Annotated in this window: 9 protein-coding genes and 2 pseudogenes; 8 read left to right on the plus strand and 3 right to left on the minus strand. The window is 65.8% G+C overall.

The window, feature by feature from the left end:
• Positions 1–368: 368 nt before the first annotated feature.
• The 6 genes and pseudogenes from AC50YA_RS12480 to AC50YA_RS12505 form a co-directional block, all read left to right on the plus strand.
• Entirely contained in the window at positions 369–1,445 is a 1,077-nt protein-coding gene (locus tag AC50YA_RS12480; protein ID WP_494982592.1) for a LacI family DNA-binding transcriptional regulator, read from the plus strand.
• A gap of 35 nt (positions 1,446–1,480) precedes the next feature.
• Entirely contained in the window at positions 1,481–2,788 is a 1,308-nt protein-coding gene (locus tag AC50YA_RS12485) for an extracellular solute-binding protein (RefSeq protein ID WP_494982593.1), read from the plus strand.
• A 12-nt stretch (positions 2,789–2,800) separates the two neighbouring features.
• Positions 2,801–3,766, plus strand: coding sequence for a carbohydrate ABC transporter permease (locus AC50YA_RS12490; protein ID WP_494982594.1), 966 nt, complete (start codon positions 2,801–2,803; stop codon positions 3,764–3,766).
• The gene (locus AC50YA_RS12495) at positions 3,766–4,698 is read left to right on the plus strand and encodes a carbohydrate ABC transporter permease (protein ID WP_494982595.1); all 933 of its coding nucleotides are present in this window, start codon (positions 3,766–3,768) and stop codon (positions 4,696–4,698) included. Before AC50YA_RS12490 ends, AC50YA_RS12495 begins: the two co-directional genes overlap by 1 nt.
• Positions 4,699–4,701: 3 nt before the next feature.
• On the plus strand, positions 4,702–5,787 hold the full coding sequence (locus tag AC50YA_RS12500; protein WP_494982596.1) for a glycoside hydrolase family 130 protein: 1,086 nt from the start codon (positions 4,702–4,704) through the stop codon (positions 5,785–5,787).
• Positions 5,788–6,152: 365 nt separating this feature from the next.
• Positions 6,153–8,011: pseudogene (locus tag AC50YA_RS12505) on the plus strand (trehalase-like domain-containing protein); the annotation flags it as partial.
• Between the two features lie 254 nt (positions 8,012–8,265).
• Here AC50YA_RS12505 and AC50YA_RS12510 read toward each other — a convergent pair.
• The 3 genes and pseudogenes from AC50YA_RS12510 to AC50YA_RS12520 all read right to left on the minus strand — a co-directional run bounded on the left by AC50YA_RS12510 (position 8,266) and on the right by AC50YA_RS12520 (position 10,702).
• Positions 8,266–9,146: pseudogene (locus tag AC50YA_RS12510) on the minus strand (AEC family transporter).
• A 96-nt stretch (positions 9,147–9,242) separates the two neighbouring features.
• Entirely contained in the window at positions 9,243–9,668 is a 426-nt protein-coding gene (panD, locus tag AC50YA_RS12515; RefSeq protein WP_185261871.1) for an aspartate 1-decarboxylase, read from the minus strand.
• Between the two features lie 107 nt (positions 9,669–9,775).
• The gene (locus tag AC50YA_RS12520) at positions 9,776–10,702 is read right to left on the minus strand and encodes a LysR substrate-binding domain-containing protein (RefSeq protein ID WP_494982597.1); all 927 of its coding nucleotides are present in this window, start codon (positions 10,700–10,702) and stop codon (positions 9,776–9,778) included.
• Between the two features lie 153 nt (positions 10,703–10,855).
• On the opposite strand from AC50YA_RS12520, the gene AC50YA_RS12525 reads away from it, so the two are divergent.
• Together AC50YA_RS12525 and AC50YA_RS12530 are read left to right on the plus strand one after the other, a co-directional pair.
• Positions 10,856–12,319, plus strand: a complete 1,464-nt coding sequence (locus tag AC50YA_RS12525; protein ID WP_494982598.1) for an amino acid permease — start codon at positions 10,856–10,858, stop codon at positions 12,317–12,319.
• A gap of 277 nt (positions 12,320–12,596) precedes the next feature.
• Positions 12,597–16,094, plus strand: a complete 3,498-nt coding sequence (locus tag AC50YA_RS12530) for a proline dehydrogenase family protein (RefSeq protein ID WP_494982599.1) — start codon at positions 12,597–12,599, stop codon at positions 16,092–16,094.
• The last annotated feature ends 398 nt before the right edge of the window (positions 16,095–16,492 follow it).

Here is a 16,492-nt window from a genome sequence, read left to right on the forward strand (position 1 = left end):
CTGCCCCTCCGACGACAACGCATTGTCACCCGCGCCGTCAAACGCAAGATGTCCAACTGGCCACTCAAACGAATACCAAAGAAACCTAAGTAAACGGCATTGGGTCTAGTCCCGGGCCAGCCACCACCGAGCGGGGTTCTCACCCGCGTCACGCCAAGCACCCTTTTGGAAAGCCCGACGGCGGGGTCCCCCGGAATCACACGGCGGGCGCCGCCGTCGTGGTCCAAAAGCGTGCCCTGCGTGACGCGATTCGCATCTGTAGGTCAGCCAGGCTCTTGACATCACTCAGCTGAACCGGTTAAGTAGAGTCTACTGAACCGGTTCAGTGGCGTGCGTCACGGGACCCGAAACCTGAAGGGCCCCACATCATGGCAGTAACCATCAGCGACGTCGCCCACGCGGCCGGCGTCAGCAAAGGTGCTGTCTCTTATGCGCTCAACGGCCAGCCCGGCGTCAGCGATGCCACCCGGGGCCGGATCCTGCAGGTCGCCAAAGAACTTGGCTGGAAGCCGAGTCTTCGCGCCAAGGGCCTGTCCTCCGCGAAGGCCTACGCGTTGGGCCTGGTGGTGGCCCGCGATCCGAAGCTCCTCGGCACGGACCCCTTCTTCCCGGCCTTTATCGCGGGCATCGAAACCACCCTCGCCGAGCATGATTACACGCTGGTCCTGAGCGTCGCCACCGCGCCCGGCGCCGAGGAGCGGGCCTACCGCAAACTTGCCGACGGCGGCCGCGTGGACGGCGTGATCCTGACCGATGTGCGGCACAACGATTCCCGGATCGGCCTGCTGCGCGAGCTCAAGCTGCCGGCGGTGACGCTCAACAGGCCGGATTCGGACTCACCCTTCCCGGCAGTGTCCATGGATGACACGGACGGCATCACGGCCGCCGTCGAACATCTGCTCGCCCTGGGGCACGTCCGGATCGGCCATGTGGGTGGCGCCCAGGAATACATCCACGGCCGCAGCCGCCGCCGGGCCTGGGAAGCGGCCATGGCCGCCGCCGGCCTCGCAGCGGATCTGTTCGCGGAAGCGGATTTCACGGCGCCCGGGGGAGTGGCCGCCACCGCGGACCTGCTCCGCCGGCCGGACCGCCCCACCGCGATTGTCTATGCGAACGACCTGATGGCGACGTCCGGCCAGTCCTTCGCCCAGTCCCAGGGCCTGAGCGTTCCGGGTGATCTGTCCATCACCGGTTACGACAATGCAGAGTTCACCCAATACCTCAACCCGCCCCTCACCACTATCGCCACTGACCCCATGCGCTGGGGCAGAGTTGCTGCGCAGGCCCTCCTGGACCAGCTCAACGGCACGCACTCCGGCCAGGATACGGACCTGCAGGCACCTTCCCTGCTGGTCCGCGCCTCCACCGGCCCCGCCCCATCCACAACCACCAAGCCAGCAAACAAGCAAGCCACCAAGCAACCAAAAGAGCACACCAACCCGTAGCAGATCCCCACCGGGACCAGTACCAAGGAGTCGCAATGAAGCGCTTTACCAAAGCCACGCGAATATTGTCAGTGGCCGCCCTGACCGTGATGGGCGCGGGCCTGGCTGCCTGCGGCGGCAGCGGAGGGGGCGGCGACGGCGGCTCCGGCCCCGCCACGGAGGCCAAGGGCCCCATCAAGATCTGGTACTCCAACAACGAGTTCGAGGTTAAGTGGGGCAAGGCCATGGTGGAATCCTGGAACTCCGCGCACCCGGACGAGAAGATCGATGCTCAGGAAATCCCTGCCGGCAAGAGCTCCGAAGAGGTCATCGGCGCCGCCATCACCGCCGGCAACGCTCCCTGCCTGGTCTTCAACACCGCGCCTGTGGCCGTTCCCCAGTTCCAGAAGCAGGGCGGTCTGGTGGCCCTGGATGAATTCCCGGACGGGCTCCAGTACATCAAGGACCGCTCCGGTGACCTGGCGGACCAGTACAAGTCCGCGGACGGCAAAATGTACCAGCTGCCCTGGAAGTCCAATCCCGTCGTCCTCTTCTACAACAAGGACACGTTTGCCAAGGCAGGGCTGGATCCGGAGAACCCGAAGCTGGGGACCCACCAGGAACTGCTGGACACCGCCCGGACCCTGGTGTCCTCAGGTGCTGCCACCACTGCCATCTGGCCGTCACCGGCCAGTGACTTCTTCCAGGCCTGGTTCGATTTCTACTCCTTCTACGCAGCCAACTCAGATGGCACTCCGCTGGTGACGGACGGCAAAGCCACGTTCGACAGCGAGCAGGGCAAGCAGGTAGCCACCATGTTCGAGACCCTCTACAAGGAGAACCTCGCCTCCAAGGAGGTCTACCAGGGTGACTCCTTCCTGGAGGGCAAGGCCGCCATGTCCCTGGCCGGCCCCTGGGCCATTTCGGCCTATAAGGACAAGGTGAACTGGGGTGCGGTCCCGGTCCCCGCTGCCGCGGCAAAGACTGATACCTCAACCTTCTCCGACGCCAAGAACGTGGCCATGTACTCCGCGTGCGAGAACCAGGGCACGGCTTGGGAGGTCCTGAAGTTCGCCACCGGCGAGGAGCAGGACGGCAAGCTGCTGACCGACACCGGCCAGATGCCCATGCGCAAGGACCTTCCCACGGTTTACGCGGACTACTTCGCCAAGAACCCGGCGTACACCCAGTTCGCCGAGCAGGCTGCGCGGACCGTGGAGGTCCCCAACGTCTCCAACTCGGTTGAAGTCTGGCAGACCTTCCGCACCGCCTACGCCAAGGCCGTGATCTTCGGGAACGAAAGCATCGACACCGCGTTCAAGGACGCGGCGGACAAGATCGACCAACTGGTAGCCCAGAAGTAGCGGTGACCCCCAATGTCACTCCGCTCTTCTAGTGGGAACCCCGTCACGGGGACACCGGCTGGTGGAACGGCGGACCGGCGGCTGGTGCCCAGGAAGCGTAAGAACTTCCTAGGCCCCCAGCCGCTGGGCCTGCTGTTCAGCGCCCCCTACGTCATCTACGTCCTGGCTGTCCTGGCGTTTCCCCTCGGCTACGCCGTCTACATTTCGTTCCACGATTTCTTCTTCACCGCACCACGGGTCAAGGTGGAGCGGCCGTTCGTGGGGTTCGAAAACTACATCACCGTCCTGTCCGACCCTGCGGTCCAGCGCTCCTTCCTGAACATCGGCGTCTTCCTCATCATCAACGTCCCGCTCACGGTGGGCCTGTCCCTGCTGCTGGCCAACGCCCTGAACCGCGTGACCCGGCTCAAGACCTTCTTCCGCCTCAGCTACTACGTCCCCTACGTGACGGCGAGCGTCGCCGTCGTGGGTGTCTGGCTGTTCCTGTTCCAGGGAAACGGGCTGGTGAACACGCTGCTGGGGCCCCTGGCCCCAGCCCCTTCCTGGCTGGTTAATTCGTGGCTGGCAATGCCCACAGTGGCCCTGTACGTGACGTGGAAACAGCTGGGATTCTTCATCCTGCTGTACCTCGCGGCGCTGCAAAACATCCCCGACGAGCTGTACGAATCGGCGGCCGTGGACGGTGCCAACAAGTGGGTCCAGTTCTGGAACATCACCGTGCCAGGCGTCCGGCCCGCCAGCGTCCTGGTCACGCTGCTGGCCACCATCACGGGCGCGAACCTCTTTACCGAACCGTACCTGCTGACCGGCGGCGGCGGCCCGGACGGGGCCTCGGCCTCCCCGGTGTTCATCATGTACCAACGGGGCATCCTGCAGGGGAACCCCGACGTCGCTGCCGCGCTGGGCGTGGTGCTGGTGATCGGCGTCCTGCTGATCGCCCTGATCCAGAAACGCCTCGTGGGCGGGAAGGAGGACTGATGTCCGTCACCAACGCACAAAACGCCAAGAACGACGACGACGCCCGCCGGCACCCGGAACCAGCGGAACCCGCCCTGCGTCCCGACTCGGGCGTCGAAAAGCGTCGCAACCTGGGTGTGGGCAGCTTCATCCTGCTGGGCGTGGGCGCCTTCGTTTTCCTCTTCCCGTTCTATTACATGCTGATCGGTTCGCTGCAGACCTCCCCGGACACCTCGATTTTCGGCGCGTTTCCCAATCCGGCCAATATCACCGGCGCGAACTATGTACAAATCAACGAGTCCATCAACCTGTTCCGCGGCCTGCTCAACTCCGGCATCTTCACCGGCGGCGTCATCCTCTTTACGGTGATTTTCGGGCTGCTGGTGGGCTACGCCCTGGCGCAGATGAAGTTCCGCGGCCGCGGCGTGGTGTTCGGCATGATGCTGCTGGTCCAGATGATCCCGTTCCAGCTGCTGCTCATCCCGCTCTACGTCATGATCGTGCGCGATTACGGCCTCGCGGACAGCTACCTGGGCATGATCCTGCCGTTCGCCATCAACTCCACGGCGGTGTTTGTGTTCCGCCAGTACTTCCTCCAGTTGCCCTCAACCCTGTTTGAGGCGGCCCGGATCGATGGGGCCTCGGAGCTGCGGATCCTGTGGCAGATCGTCATCCCGCTGGTCCGGCCTGCCATCGTCACCGCCGTGCTGCTGACCTTCATCGGCCCGTGGAACGAATTCCTGTGGCCGTTCCTGGTCACCAAGGAGCAGTCCCTGCAGCCCCTGGCCGTGTCCCTGGCCAACTTCATCTCCAACATCGCCGGCCAGGCCGGCAACCCGTTCGGTGCCATCCTTGCCGGTGCCTGCGTCCTGGCGGCCCCCGCCGTCGCGCTGTTCATTTTCTTCCAGCGCCAGTTCATTTCCACCAATATCGGTTCCAGCGTAAAGGGCTAATCCATGACTTCCCCCCACACTTCTGTACTTCCCACTGTCCCCTTCACCCTCACCCGCGCCGGCGTCATCATGACCCCCGAGCCCGGCAACGACTTTGAAGCCGAGGGCGTCCTCAACCCCGCCAGCGGCCGCAGCCCGGACGGCGAGCTGTACCTGCTGCCGCGGCTTGTGGCCACGGGCAACGTGTCCCGCGTGGGACTCGCCAAAGTGATCATCAACGACGACGGCGTGCCCACCGGCGTGGAACGCGAAGGCGTGGTCCTGGCCCCGGACGAAGGCTGGGAACGCGGCATGAACAACGCCGGTACCGAGGATCCGCGCACCACCTGGGTACCCGCACTTGGCAAGCACCTCATGACCTACGTGGCGTACGGCCCGCTGGGTCCCCGCCTCGCCTTCGCCCACTCCGAGGACCTGAGGAACTGGGAACGCCTGGGCCCCTGCTTCTTCGAGTACCAGGCCGATCTCTCCATGGACCTGAACCTGTTCCCCAACAAGGATGCGGTGTTCTTCCCGGAACCGGTGAACGACCCCGACGGCGTGCCCTCCTACGCCATGCTGCACCGGCCCATGTGGGACCTGGGCTGGATCCGTCCCGGCGAAGGCGAGCACCTGCCCGCCGGCGTCACGGACAACCGTCCCGGCATCTGGATCTCCTACGTGGCCGTGGCCGACGTCGAGCGCGACCTGCGCAACCTGGTGCACATGGGCAAGCACCGGCTGGTGGCCCTCAGCGAGTTCCCCTTTGAGGAACTGAAGATCGGCGGGGGCCCGCCCCCCATCCGCGTGGACGAAGGCTGGCTCCTGATCCACCACGGCGTGGCCGGCAAGATGGCCGCCTCTGCCTTCGAGCAGCAACAGAACGTCAACTACACCGCCGCGGCCATGATCCTGTCCGCGGACGATCCGTCCAAGGTCATCGCCCGCAGCGACAAGCCTTTGTTGGCGCCCGAAACCGAGGACGAGATCTCCGGGATCGTGCCGAATGTGGTGTTCCCCACCGCGATCGAAAAAATCGGCGACCAGCTGTTTGTGTTCTACGGGATGGCCGACTCCAAAATCGGTGTGGCCAAACTGGACCGGGTCTGACGGTGATGGCATCACTGTAGGCCACGCGGCCGGTGGTGACGGCGGTGGCCCCGGGCGGCTTCACCCTGGTGACACTGACCGCCGGCTGAGGTTCACTGCCGGCCGGTCGGCGTCACGCACGGCAGCCTTTTAGAAAGCACGACGGCGCCCTGCCGCGGATTTGCGCGGTGGGGCGCCGTCGTCGGGCCTAAAAGCCTGCTCTGCGTGACACGACGCGACGCGAGGCCAGCGACGGAAGGTGAGCCCCGCCGTCGGACTTTACACGGTGGCAATAGACGGGACATTCAGGCGAAACCGCCCGGCGGAAACATGGATTGCGGCCCCTCCTGTCTTTCCGGGCCAGGCCCTGCTTAAGGAGTGCACGCATGGCTACGCCGTTGAACCAGAGTGTGGCGGATTCCGCCTTGCTGACCCGATCGCTGCCGCTGGGGCTGCTGCGGACGTTCATCCAGTCGGACCTGGCGGACGAAGGCTTCACTCCCACCCTCCTGGCCGAACTGAAGGTCCTTGCCCGCGTCCCCGGGCTTTTGGTGGCCTGCAACTACGGCGGAACACTGTGTGACGCGGAGGGAATCTCCACCAAGACCCTTCCCCTGGGCAGCGCTGCGATCGCACTCCGAGCCCTGGCGGCCCTGCCCAACACCCACGCCGCCGTCATCTCCGGGCGCTCGCTGCGTGACCTCGCCGCTGTGTCACGGCTGCCCGCGGAGGTGCATCTCATCGGATCGCACGGCGCGGAGTCGGACATGGCCTTCGCCCACGTCCAGGACCTCGCCACCGAAGCCACGCTCCACAAAGTAGGCACTGCACTTTCGGAGGCCGTGGGTTTCCAGGAGGGCATCTGGATCGAACGGAAGCCCGTGGCCGTGTCCGTGCACACGCGGCCGGCCTCGCCGGAGGTGGTGCGGCTGGTGACGGATACGGCGCGGGAGATCGCCAGGGCGCATGGGCTGTTCTTCATCGTGGACGGTTCGGTCCTGGACCTCTCGGTATTGAAACCGGCCAAGGCGGACGCTATGGAATTCTACGGTCCCGGCTGGGCGCCAGTGCTGCGTTGTACGCAGGGGACGCCTACAGCGACGAACTGGCCATCGCCACTTTCCGCGGCCCGGACCTGGGGTTGCGCGTGGGGCGGGGGGAGACCCGCGCTTCCCACCGGCTGCGGGACCCGCAATCCTTCGCCCGCGTCCTGGCCTCCTGTTCGAGCTGCGGCGTGCCTGGCTCTTCGGCGAGGACGCCGTAGGGCTCGAGGGCCACACGATGATCGGCAACGGATCCTCCACCGCTTTGGTCACTCCGGATGCCAAGGTCTGTTGGATGAGCAACCCGCTCCCGGATTCAGGGTCGCTGTTCGCCCACATCCTGGGCGGGGACGCCGCCGGGCACTTCTCCGTTGAGCCGCTTAAGTCCTCGCAGGTTCTGGGCCAGCGCTATGTGGACAGCACCATGATCGTGGAGACGCGCTGGGCGGACGTGACTGTCACGGATTACCTGGAGCCGGCACCGGACGGGATCACCAGCCTGGTCCGGGTGCTCACCGGCACCGGCACCGGCGGCGCCAAGATCGTCTTCGCACCCCGGCCGGATTACGCCAACGCGCCGTTCAGCATGGAAGCCCGCGGCGATGAGCTCCATGTGGTGGCAACCTCCGATCCCATCTTTCTTTTTGCCCCGGGCGTCAGTTTCACCATCACCTCGGACGGCCTCCACGCCACGGCCACCGCTTCGGTCAACCTGTCTACACCAAGGTGATGTGCTGGGTGACGCTGAACCGCGCACTCCGGACCGCCGCCCGGCACGGCAGAACGCCGGATCCGTCGTGGGAACCCACAGCCCGGACCATCCAGGCGGAGTCCTGCGCGAAGGCTGGGATGACTCGGCCGCGTCCTACACGGTGGCCTACGACAGCCCCGACCTGGATGCAGCCGTCCTGCACATCGGGCTCTCCGGCCTGCTGGATGTCACTGACCAGCGGTTCCTGGACGCCGTCACCGCCGTGGAACGGGAACTGCGGGTAGGCCCCACTGTTTTCCGGTACAGGTACGACGACGGCTTGCCGGGTTTGGAGGGCGGCTTCCACATCTGCACCACCTGGCTGATTGGGGCTTACGTTGCGGTGGGCAGGATCGAGGAGGCCTGGGACCTGTTCGACCAGTTGGTGAACCTTTTCGGCCCCACCGGCCTGCTGCCCGAGGAATACGATCCAAGTACGGAGACACACCTGGGGAACCACCCGCAGGCCTACTCGCATCTGGGGTTCATCCGCTGCGCCCGGATCCTGGACCGGCACAAGCCAGAGGCCAAGTGGCCGTAACCCCGCGGGCTCGTTCCCGGCTGCCTGCCGGTTTGTCACGCACGGCACCCTTTTGGAGAGCACGACGGCGGCCGGCCGCGGAATGGCGCGGTGGGCGCCGCCGTCGGGCGCTAAAAGCCTGCCTGGCGTGACGCGGGGACCTACCGTAGGGCGCAAGCCGCAAATCAGTTAAGCAGCAGGGCGACGCCGATCATGGCGGGTACCGCCAGCACCGTGGTGATCAGGACGGTGTCCTTGGCCACGGTGAGGCCGGTCTGGTAGCGGCTGGCCGCAACAAAGACATTTTGCGCCGTGGGCAGGGACGCAACCACCACGGCCGCGAACAAGGCCTGGCCTTCGATGCCCAGGACAAAGCGGGCAAAAACGTAGGCAATGGCAGGGTGGACCACAAGTTTGAATGCGCTGGCCAGGAGGGTGTCCACGCGCCTGCCGGCGGCCGCCTGCAATGGCCGGCTGCCGCTCAGGCTCATGCCGAAGGCGATCAGCATGGCCGGAATCGCCGCCCCGCCAATGAGGTGGATGGGCTCAAGGACCAACGGCGGAACCTCCCAGCCCGTCCCTGCCACCAGCAGGCCCAGGCCGGAGCCAACAATCATCGGGTTCCGCAGGACCATCAGAATGAATCCCCAGGGAGTGGTGCGGTGCGAGCTGGTGCTGGCGTCCAGGATCATCAGGAAAACCGGCGTGAAGAAGGCCAGCTGGAAGATCAGCAGCGGCGCCACGTAGCTGGCGTCGCCCAGGACGTAGACGGCGATGGGGATGCCAAGGTTCGCGGAGTTGGCCAGGGAGGCGGCCATCGAGGACATCAGTGCTTCCGGCAACGCGCGCTTCAGGACGAAGTTCACGATGCTGAAGAAGACAATGGCGGTGCAGACCGCGGATACTGCCGTGACCAGCAGCGGTTCCGCGAAGACTTCCCCCAGCTGCGCCTTGCTGAGGGTCTCGAAGAGCAGGGCGGGGCTGGCCACGAAGAAAGTCAGGCCGCTGAGGACCTGGCGGGCGTTGTCACCGAGGATCCGTTGGCGGCCCACAACCAGCCCACCATGATGATGAACCAGACAACAAAGAAGCCCTGCAGCACGCCTACGAAGACAAGCCTCCGAGGCTGCGGCGGCGGTGTCTGCCCGGACTCACCCTCCGGCTACAGGGCGGCGTTGTTAAGGGCGAACGGCGGGCGCATCAGGCCCGGCGTGAGGCCCTCGGCGGGGTCATTGCCCAGCTGGATGATTCTGTTGTCCTGGTCCACGTGGACCACGCGGGGCTCATAGGCCCGGGCTTCCTCGGTGGTCATGGCCGCGTAGGTGATGAGGATGACCACGTCATTTTCATGCACCAGGTGCGCGGCGGGGCCGTTGATGCCAATGACACCGGAGCCGCGCTCGCCGGCGATGGTATAGGTCTCCAGGCGCGCACCATTGGTCACGTCCACGATGGCCACGAGCTCGCCGGGAAGGATATCGGCAGCATCCAGCAGGTCCAGGTCAACGGTGACCGATCCTACGTAGTGCAGGTCGGCGTGCGTGACGGTGGCCCGGTGGATTTTGGACTTGAACATTGTGCGATTCATAACCCGCCCAGTCTAGCGCCGGCTCCCGGATCGCGCTGTGACGCACTGAACATGGCGCCGGAGGCTGTGCGACGGCCCGCCCGGCAGGTGACCGGGCGGGCCGGCACCTACCCGGACGCGCCGCCGTCGTCCGTCCTTGCTACTGAGATGGCGGTGGCTGCCAGCGTCTCTCGGGCGGCGAGGATGGCGGGCCGCTGGGCGCTGGAGCGGCGCACCGACGTGAACACCGTCCTGCGCGGATGCCCCGGCAGATCCAGCAGCCGGGCGGTGGTGCCCCGCCCCGTCCAGACGAGGTCCGGCATCAGCCCCACGGCATTTCCGGACTCAATCAGCCTGATCTGCGCCTGCAGGTCCGCTGTTTCGAAGCGCACATCGGGCTCGAATCCGGCACTCCGGCAGGCCTGCTCCGCCCAGTGCCGGGAGGCTGCGCCGCGGGGCTCCATAACCCAGGGCAGTGCGGCAGTGTCTTCCAGCGACGTGATGGGCGGCCGGCTGGAATCCGCCGGCGGAACAGCCAGCCGGATCGCGTCCGTGGTCAGCTTGACGCGGTCCAGCTCCGGGTACCGCGGGGCGGCGTGGCCCGGATACTGTTCGGCGATGACCAGGTCAAAATCGCGTGCCCACGTCTCATGAAGGGCTGTTTCGGGTTCGCGCTGGATCATTTCGATCCGGACCTCCGGGTACTCTGCCGTCATCCGCGAGAGTGTGTCAGGCATCAGCGCCAGGGCCGCGGACTGGAACACCGCAATCCGGACCGTTCCCGTGACAGTGGTCAGCGACGCCGCCAGGTCCGCCTCCGCCTGCTCCAGGGTTTCGAGCAGCTGGGCGGTGTGGGCCACCAGGACTTCGGCCTGAGGCGTCAGCTGCACGCGGCGCCCCGATTTCCGGAGCAGCTCCACACCTACTTCCTTTTCCAGCAGGGCCAGCTGCTGGGAGACCGACGACGGGCTGTACTGCAGTGCCTCCGCCACCTCCGCCAGCGTGCCCCGGATTTTCAGTTCGCGGAGAAGCCGCAGGCGCCGGACATCGAGCATGGCCACATTCCTTGATGAATCTAATGGATATTGGTTAGAAGTAGTCACTTTATCTAACGCAATTGCGCTTGCATACTGGTGTACCTGAGTTACCCCCGTCACAGCCCCATGCCGGGGCGCCGTGATGGGGCCGCACCCACGCAGGAGTTCCTGATGAGCCCTAAAGATATGTCCCAGTCGATCATGCGGCGCAAGCCGCTCGACGACATCGAAGAAGAGAACAAACACAGCGGTCTGTTCAAGTCCCTTGGGCTGTGGCAGCTCACGGCCATCGGCGTCGGCGGCATTATCGGCGTCGGAATCTTCTCCCTCGCGGGCCTCGTGGCGGCGGGCAGTCAAGGAAACCCGGGCGTGGGGCCCGCTGTCCTGTTCTCCTTCCTGATCGCCGGCCTGGCCTCAGCAGCTGCCGCACTCTCCTACGCAGAGTTTGCCGGAATGATCCCCCGGGCCGGCTCGGCCTACACCTACGGCTATGTTGCGCTGGGCGAGGTGATCGGCTGGTTCATCGGCTGGGATCTGCTGCTGGAATACATAGCGATCGTGGCCGTAGTAGCCATTGGCATCTCCGGTTACCTTGAGGCGTTCCTGTCCGGCATCGGCATCCACCTGCCTGTGTGGATGACCTCGACGGCGGATGAGGGCACGGGCGGCATCGTCAACATCCCCGCCATCCTGGTCTGCCTCCTGGTGACTTGGATCCTCTCCCGCGGGACCAAGGCGTTCGGCCGGTTTGAACTCGTGGCCGTTGCCGTCAAGGTTGTCCTGATCCTTTTCATCATCGGGCTCGGCATCTTCTACATCGACACCAATAACTACAACCCGTTTATGCCCAGCGGGTTCGGCCCGGTCCTGGCGGGATCGGCAACAGTGTTCTTCGCAGTATTTGGCTACGACGCCATGAGCACCGCGGCCGAAGAAGCCAAGGACGGCAAGAAGCACATGCCCAAGGCCATCGTCCTGTCCCTGATCATCGCCATGCTGCTCTATGTCGCGGCCACCCTGGTCCTGACCGGCATGCAGAACTACAAGGACATCGACCCCAAGGCCGGCTTCGCCTCCGCGTTCACGGGGGTGGGCCTGCCCGTCATTGCCACCATCATTTCCGTCTTCGCCGTGCTGTCCATCCTCACGGTGATGCTGACATTCCTCCTGGGTGTCACCCGTGTCTGGTTCTCCATGAGCCGCGATGGCCTGCTGCCCGGCTGGTTCGCCAAAACAGACCGGCATGGAACGCCGCAGCGCGTCACCTGGATTGCCGGCGTTGCCTCCGCCCTGCTGGCGGGTGTGTTCCCTATCAAGGCCGTCGCTGACCTCACAAACATCGGCATCCTGGCCGCGTTCGTCGTGGTCTGCTTCTCTGTGATCGTGTTCCGCTACAAGAAGCCGGACGCCCCGCGTACTTTCCGTCTGCCGCTGATGCCGGTCATTCCCGCGTTCGGTGTGCTCGCCTCCGCGTTCCTCATGTTCCAGCTGCACTGGGAGACCTGGGCGCGGTTCGGCATCTGGCTCGTGATCGGCCTGGCAATCTACTTCTTCTACGGCCGCAAGCACTCCCTGATGAACCCGGACAGCCCGCGCCACGTGGAAGCCGTGGAGATGCACCGCCCGCTCAGCTGACCGCTGCGTCCCCGCCCGGACGCTCTCTGAACCCTCGGCAGGTCCAACTCCCCCCGCGTTGCCCTATCACTTTTGGTCCCCAAACCCGCGTTTTAGCGACCAAAAGTGATAGGGCATCGGGGCGGGGCTGGGCCTGCCGATTCTTGTTTAAGTCCTCGAAAATAGCATTTGGTTTTCTAACCTGTATTGCTTAGAAAACATCGCTTTATCTTATGTGATTGCAAGCTCATACTGATGAATAAGACCCCTTCCAGACCTAGGAAAGAACGAGCAAACCATGACCCACACTGCAACGGAAGCCACCGGACAGACAGATGTCCCGCAGGCCCGTGCCCTCGCGGCAAACACCATCACGCTGGTGCGCCGCTGGCTGACCGAGGCTTCGAAAGTTCCTGTTGATGCCTCGGCTGAGCAGCTCGCCGGTGTGCTGAAGGACCCGAACGGCCTGGACTTCACGGTGGGCTTCGTGGACGGCGTGGTCCGCCCCGAAGACCTGCACGTCGCTGCCCGCAACCTCGCCGCCCTGGCGCCCAAGGTCCCGGCGTTCCTGCCCTGGTACATGCGCAGCGCCGTCCGCCTCGGCGGCACCATGGCCCCGGTCCTGCCGCAGCTCGTCATCCCGATCGCCCGCCGGGTGCTCCGCGAAATGGTGGGCCACCTGATCGTTGACGCCACCGACGCCAAGCTGGGCCCGGCCATCGCCAGGATCCGCAAGGACGGCATCAAGCTCAACGTCAACCTCCTCGGCGAGGCCGTGCTCGGCGAGCACGAGGCCTCCCGCCGGCTCGCGGGCACCCACACGCTCCTGGCTCGCCCGGACGTGGACTACGTCTCCATCAAGGTGTCCTCCACCGTGGCCCCGCACTCGGCCTGGGCATTCGACGAGGCCGTGGAGCACGTCGTTGAGAAGCTCACGCCTCTGTTCACCAAAGCCGCGTCCTTCGCCAAAGCCGCGTCAGGCGCGGACGCAGGCCAGAACTCCAAGTTCATCAACCTGGACATGGAGGAATACAAGGACCTGGACATGACCATCGCGGTCTTCACCAGGATCCTGGACAAGCCCGAGTTCAAGAACCTCGAGGCCGGCATTGTGCTGCAGGCCTACCTCCCGGACTCCCTCGCCGCCATGATCCGTCTCCAGGACTGGGCCGCCGCACGCCGCGCCAACGGCGGCGCCGCCATCAAGGTCCGCGTGGTCAAGGGCGCCAACCTGCCCATGGAACAGGTGGAAGCCTCACTGCACGACTGGCCGCTGGCCACCTGGCACACCAAGCAGGATTCGGACACCAACTACAAGCGCGTCATCAACTACTCGCTGCACCCGGAACGGATCCGGAACGTCCGGATCGGCGTGGCCGGCCACAACCTCTTCGACATCGCCTTCGCCTGGCTGCTCGCCAAGCAGCGCGGCGTGGAGTCCGGCATCGAATTCGAGATGCTCCTGGGCATGGCCCAGGGCCAGGCCGAAGCGGTCAAGAAGGACGTGGGCTCGCTCCTGCTGTACACCCCGGTGGTGCACCCGGCCGAGTTCGACGTCGCCATCGCCTACCTGATCCGCCGCCTCGAAGAAGGCGCAAGCCAGGACAACTTTATGTCCGCCGTATTCGAACTCAGCGAAAACGAAGTGCTGTTCGAGCGCGAGAAGCAGCGCTTCCTCGCCTCCCTGGACACGCTCGACGACGAGATCCCCCCGGCCAACCGGCAGCAGAACCGCAGCCTCCCGCCGCAGCCCCTGCCGCGTGACCCGTTCGCAAACACTCCGGATACTGACCCGTCCCTGCCCGCCAACCGCGGCTGGGGCCGGGCCATCCTGGACCGGGTCCCGTCCTCCACGCTGGGGAACGCCGCCGTCGAAGCCGCCACCATCACGGACGCGGACACCCTCAACACCCTCATCGCCACCGCGATCGAGAAGGGCAAGGCCTGGGGCGCGCTGACCGGCGACGAGCGCGCCGGGATCCTGCACCGCGCCGGCGACGTCCTTGAGGCCCGCCGCGCCGACCTTCTGGAGGTCATGGCCAGCGAGACCGGCAAGACCATCGACCAGGGCGATCCCGAGGTCAGCGAAGCCGTGGACTTCGCCCACTACTACGCCGAGTCGGCGCGGAAGCTGGAAGCGATCGACGGCGCCACGTTCGTCCCAGCGAAGCTCACCGTGGTAACCCCGCCGTGGAACTTCCCGGTCGCCATCCCGGCAGGGTCCACCCTCGCGGCACTCGCCGCCGGCTCCGCCGTCGTGATCAAACCCGCCAAGCAGGCGCGCCGCAGCGGCGCCGTGATGGTCGAGGCACTCTGGGAAGCCGGCGTCCCGCGGGACGTGCTGACCATGGTCCAGCTGGGCGAGAGTGAACTCGGCCAGCAGCTGATCTCCCACTCCGCCGTGGACCGCGTGATACTGACCGGCGGCTACGAAACCGCCGAGCTGTTCCGTTCCTTCCGCAAGGACCTGCCGCTGCTCGCCGAGACCAGCGGCAAGAACGCCATCATCGTCACCCCCAGCGCGGACCTGGACCTGGCCGCCAAGGACGTGGCGTACTCCGCGTTCGGCCACGCCGGCCAGAAATGCTCCGCCGCGTCCCTGGTGATCCTGGTGGGGTCCGTTGCCAAGTCCAGGCGCTTCCACAACCAGCTGGTCGACGCCGTGACCTCGCTGAAGGTGGGCTACCCGCAGGACCCCACCAGCCAGATGGGCCCCATCATCGAGCCCGCCAACGGCAAGCTGCTCAACGCTCTCACCACCCTTGGCGAGGGCGAAACCTGGGCGGTGGAACCGCGCAAGCTCGACGGGAGCGGCCGCCTCTGGAGCCCGGGAGTGCGCTACGGCGTCCGCCGCGGGTCCTACTTCCACCTCACCGAATTCTTCGGGCCGGTCCTGGGCGTGATGACCGCTGACACGCTGGAGGAGGCCATCGCCATCCAAAACGAGGTGGAGTACGGCCTCACCGCCGGCCTGCACGCCCTGGACCCGGACGAGCTCGGCACTTGGCTGGACTCCGTCCAGGCCGGAAACCTCTACGTGAACCGCGGCATCACCGGCGCCATCGTGCAGCGCCAGCCGTTCGGCGGATGGAAGAAATCCGCCGTCGGCGCCGGCACCAAAGCCGGCGGTCCCAACTACCTCACCGGCCTCGGGTACTGGGTCAGCGCCGAAGCCTCAGCCACGGCAAGCGTCACCAACGCGGGCGTCGGCCGCATCCTGAACGCCGCCGCAGGTGCCCTGGATCCGGCCGGGCTTGAGTGGCTGCAGCGCTCGCTGGGGTCCGATGCCGTGGCCTGGGCCGACGAGTTCGGCACCGCCAAGGACGTTTCCGGACTGAGCGCGGAGCGGAACATCTTCCGCTACCGGGCGCTGCCGGTCACTGTGCGACTCTCCGAACGTGCCCCGCTGGCCCACCTGGCGCGGACTGTGGCGGCCGGCGTCCTGGCGGGTTCGGCACTGACCGTGTCCACCGCCGTCGAACTCTCCGCCCAGCTGCGCGCCGTGCTCACCGGGCTGGACATCAATGTGACGGTAGAGTCTGACGCCGGCTGGCTGGCTTCGGCGGCACGCCTCGCCGCGGCGGGCAAACTGTCCGGGGCGAGGATCCGCCTGATCGGCGGCGACGCCACCGCCCTCGCCGAGGCCACGGACGGGCGTCCGGACCTGGCGATCTACGCCCACGCGGTCACCGAGGCCGGCCGGGTGGAGCTGCTGCCGTTCCTGCACGAGCAGGCCATCAGCATCACGGCTCACCGCTTCGGCACCCCGAACCACCTCTCCGATGGGCTGATTTAGCCCGGACCTGATCCAGGGCGGACCGAAGACCCAACAGACGCGAAAGGCCCGGTGGCCGCCTTCGGGCGGTTGCCGGGCCTGTTCTCTTGATTGGTTGCGTAGTGTTGAATGGTTGCTTTGTGATCAGGGGGCTACGCCGGGGCGAGCCTGGAGACCGTTGGTAAATTAGCCCAGATACCAGCCTGGGGGAGTCCACGATGCGGGAACATTGTGGGCCGAGAAATCTTCGCAACGGGTGCAGGTGTAGGCGACTTCGCCCAGTGTCCTGACCGCCCCGTCGCGCCGGTAAGCCGGTGGAATGTAGGACTCTAGGTAAATGAATTCATCCGTGCCGCACTTGTCGCACGTGGGCTTGCCGATGTACTCGGCGGCCCGCGAAATGCCGGTGTTGTGGCTGG

This window comes from Pseudarthrobacter sp. RHLT3-21, from assembly GCF_059383495.1.

Coding starts and splice junctions, on each gene's coding strand:
- AC50YA_RS12480 (WP_494982592.1), top strand. CDS start 369: ATGGCAGTAACCATCAGCGACGTCGCCCACGCGGCCGGCGTCAGCAAA.
- AC50YA_RS12485 (WP_494982593.1), top strand. CDS start 1,481: ATGAAGCGCTTTACCAAAGCCACGCGAATATTGTCAGTGGCCGCCCTG.
- AC50YA_RS12490 (WP_494982594.1), top strand. CDS start 2,801: ATGTCACTCCGCTCTTCTAGTGGGAACCCCGTCACGGGGACACCGGCT.
- AC50YA_RS12495 (WP_494982595.1), top strand. CDS start 3,766: ATGTCCGTCACCAACGCACAAAACGCCAAGAACGACGACGACGCCCGC.
- AC50YA_RS12500 (WP_494982596.1), top strand. CDS start 4,702: ATGACTTCCCCCCACACTTCTGTACTTCCCACTGTCCCCTTCACCCTC.
- panD (WP_185261871.1), bottom strand. CDS start 9,668: ATGAATCGCACAATGTTCAAGTCCAAAATCCACCGGGCCACCGTCACG.
- AC50YA_RS12520 (WP_494982597.1), bottom strand. CDS start 10,702: ATGCTCGATGTCCGGCGCCTGCGGCTTCTCCGCGAACTGAAAATCCGG.
- AC50YA_RS12525 (WP_494982598.1), top strand. CDS start 10,856: ATGAGCCCTAAAGATATGTCCCAGTCGATCATGCGGCGCAAGCCGCTC.
- AC50YA_RS12530 (WP_494982599.1), top strand. CDS start 12,597: ATGACCCACACTGCAACGGAAGCCACCGGACAGACAGATGTCCCGCAG.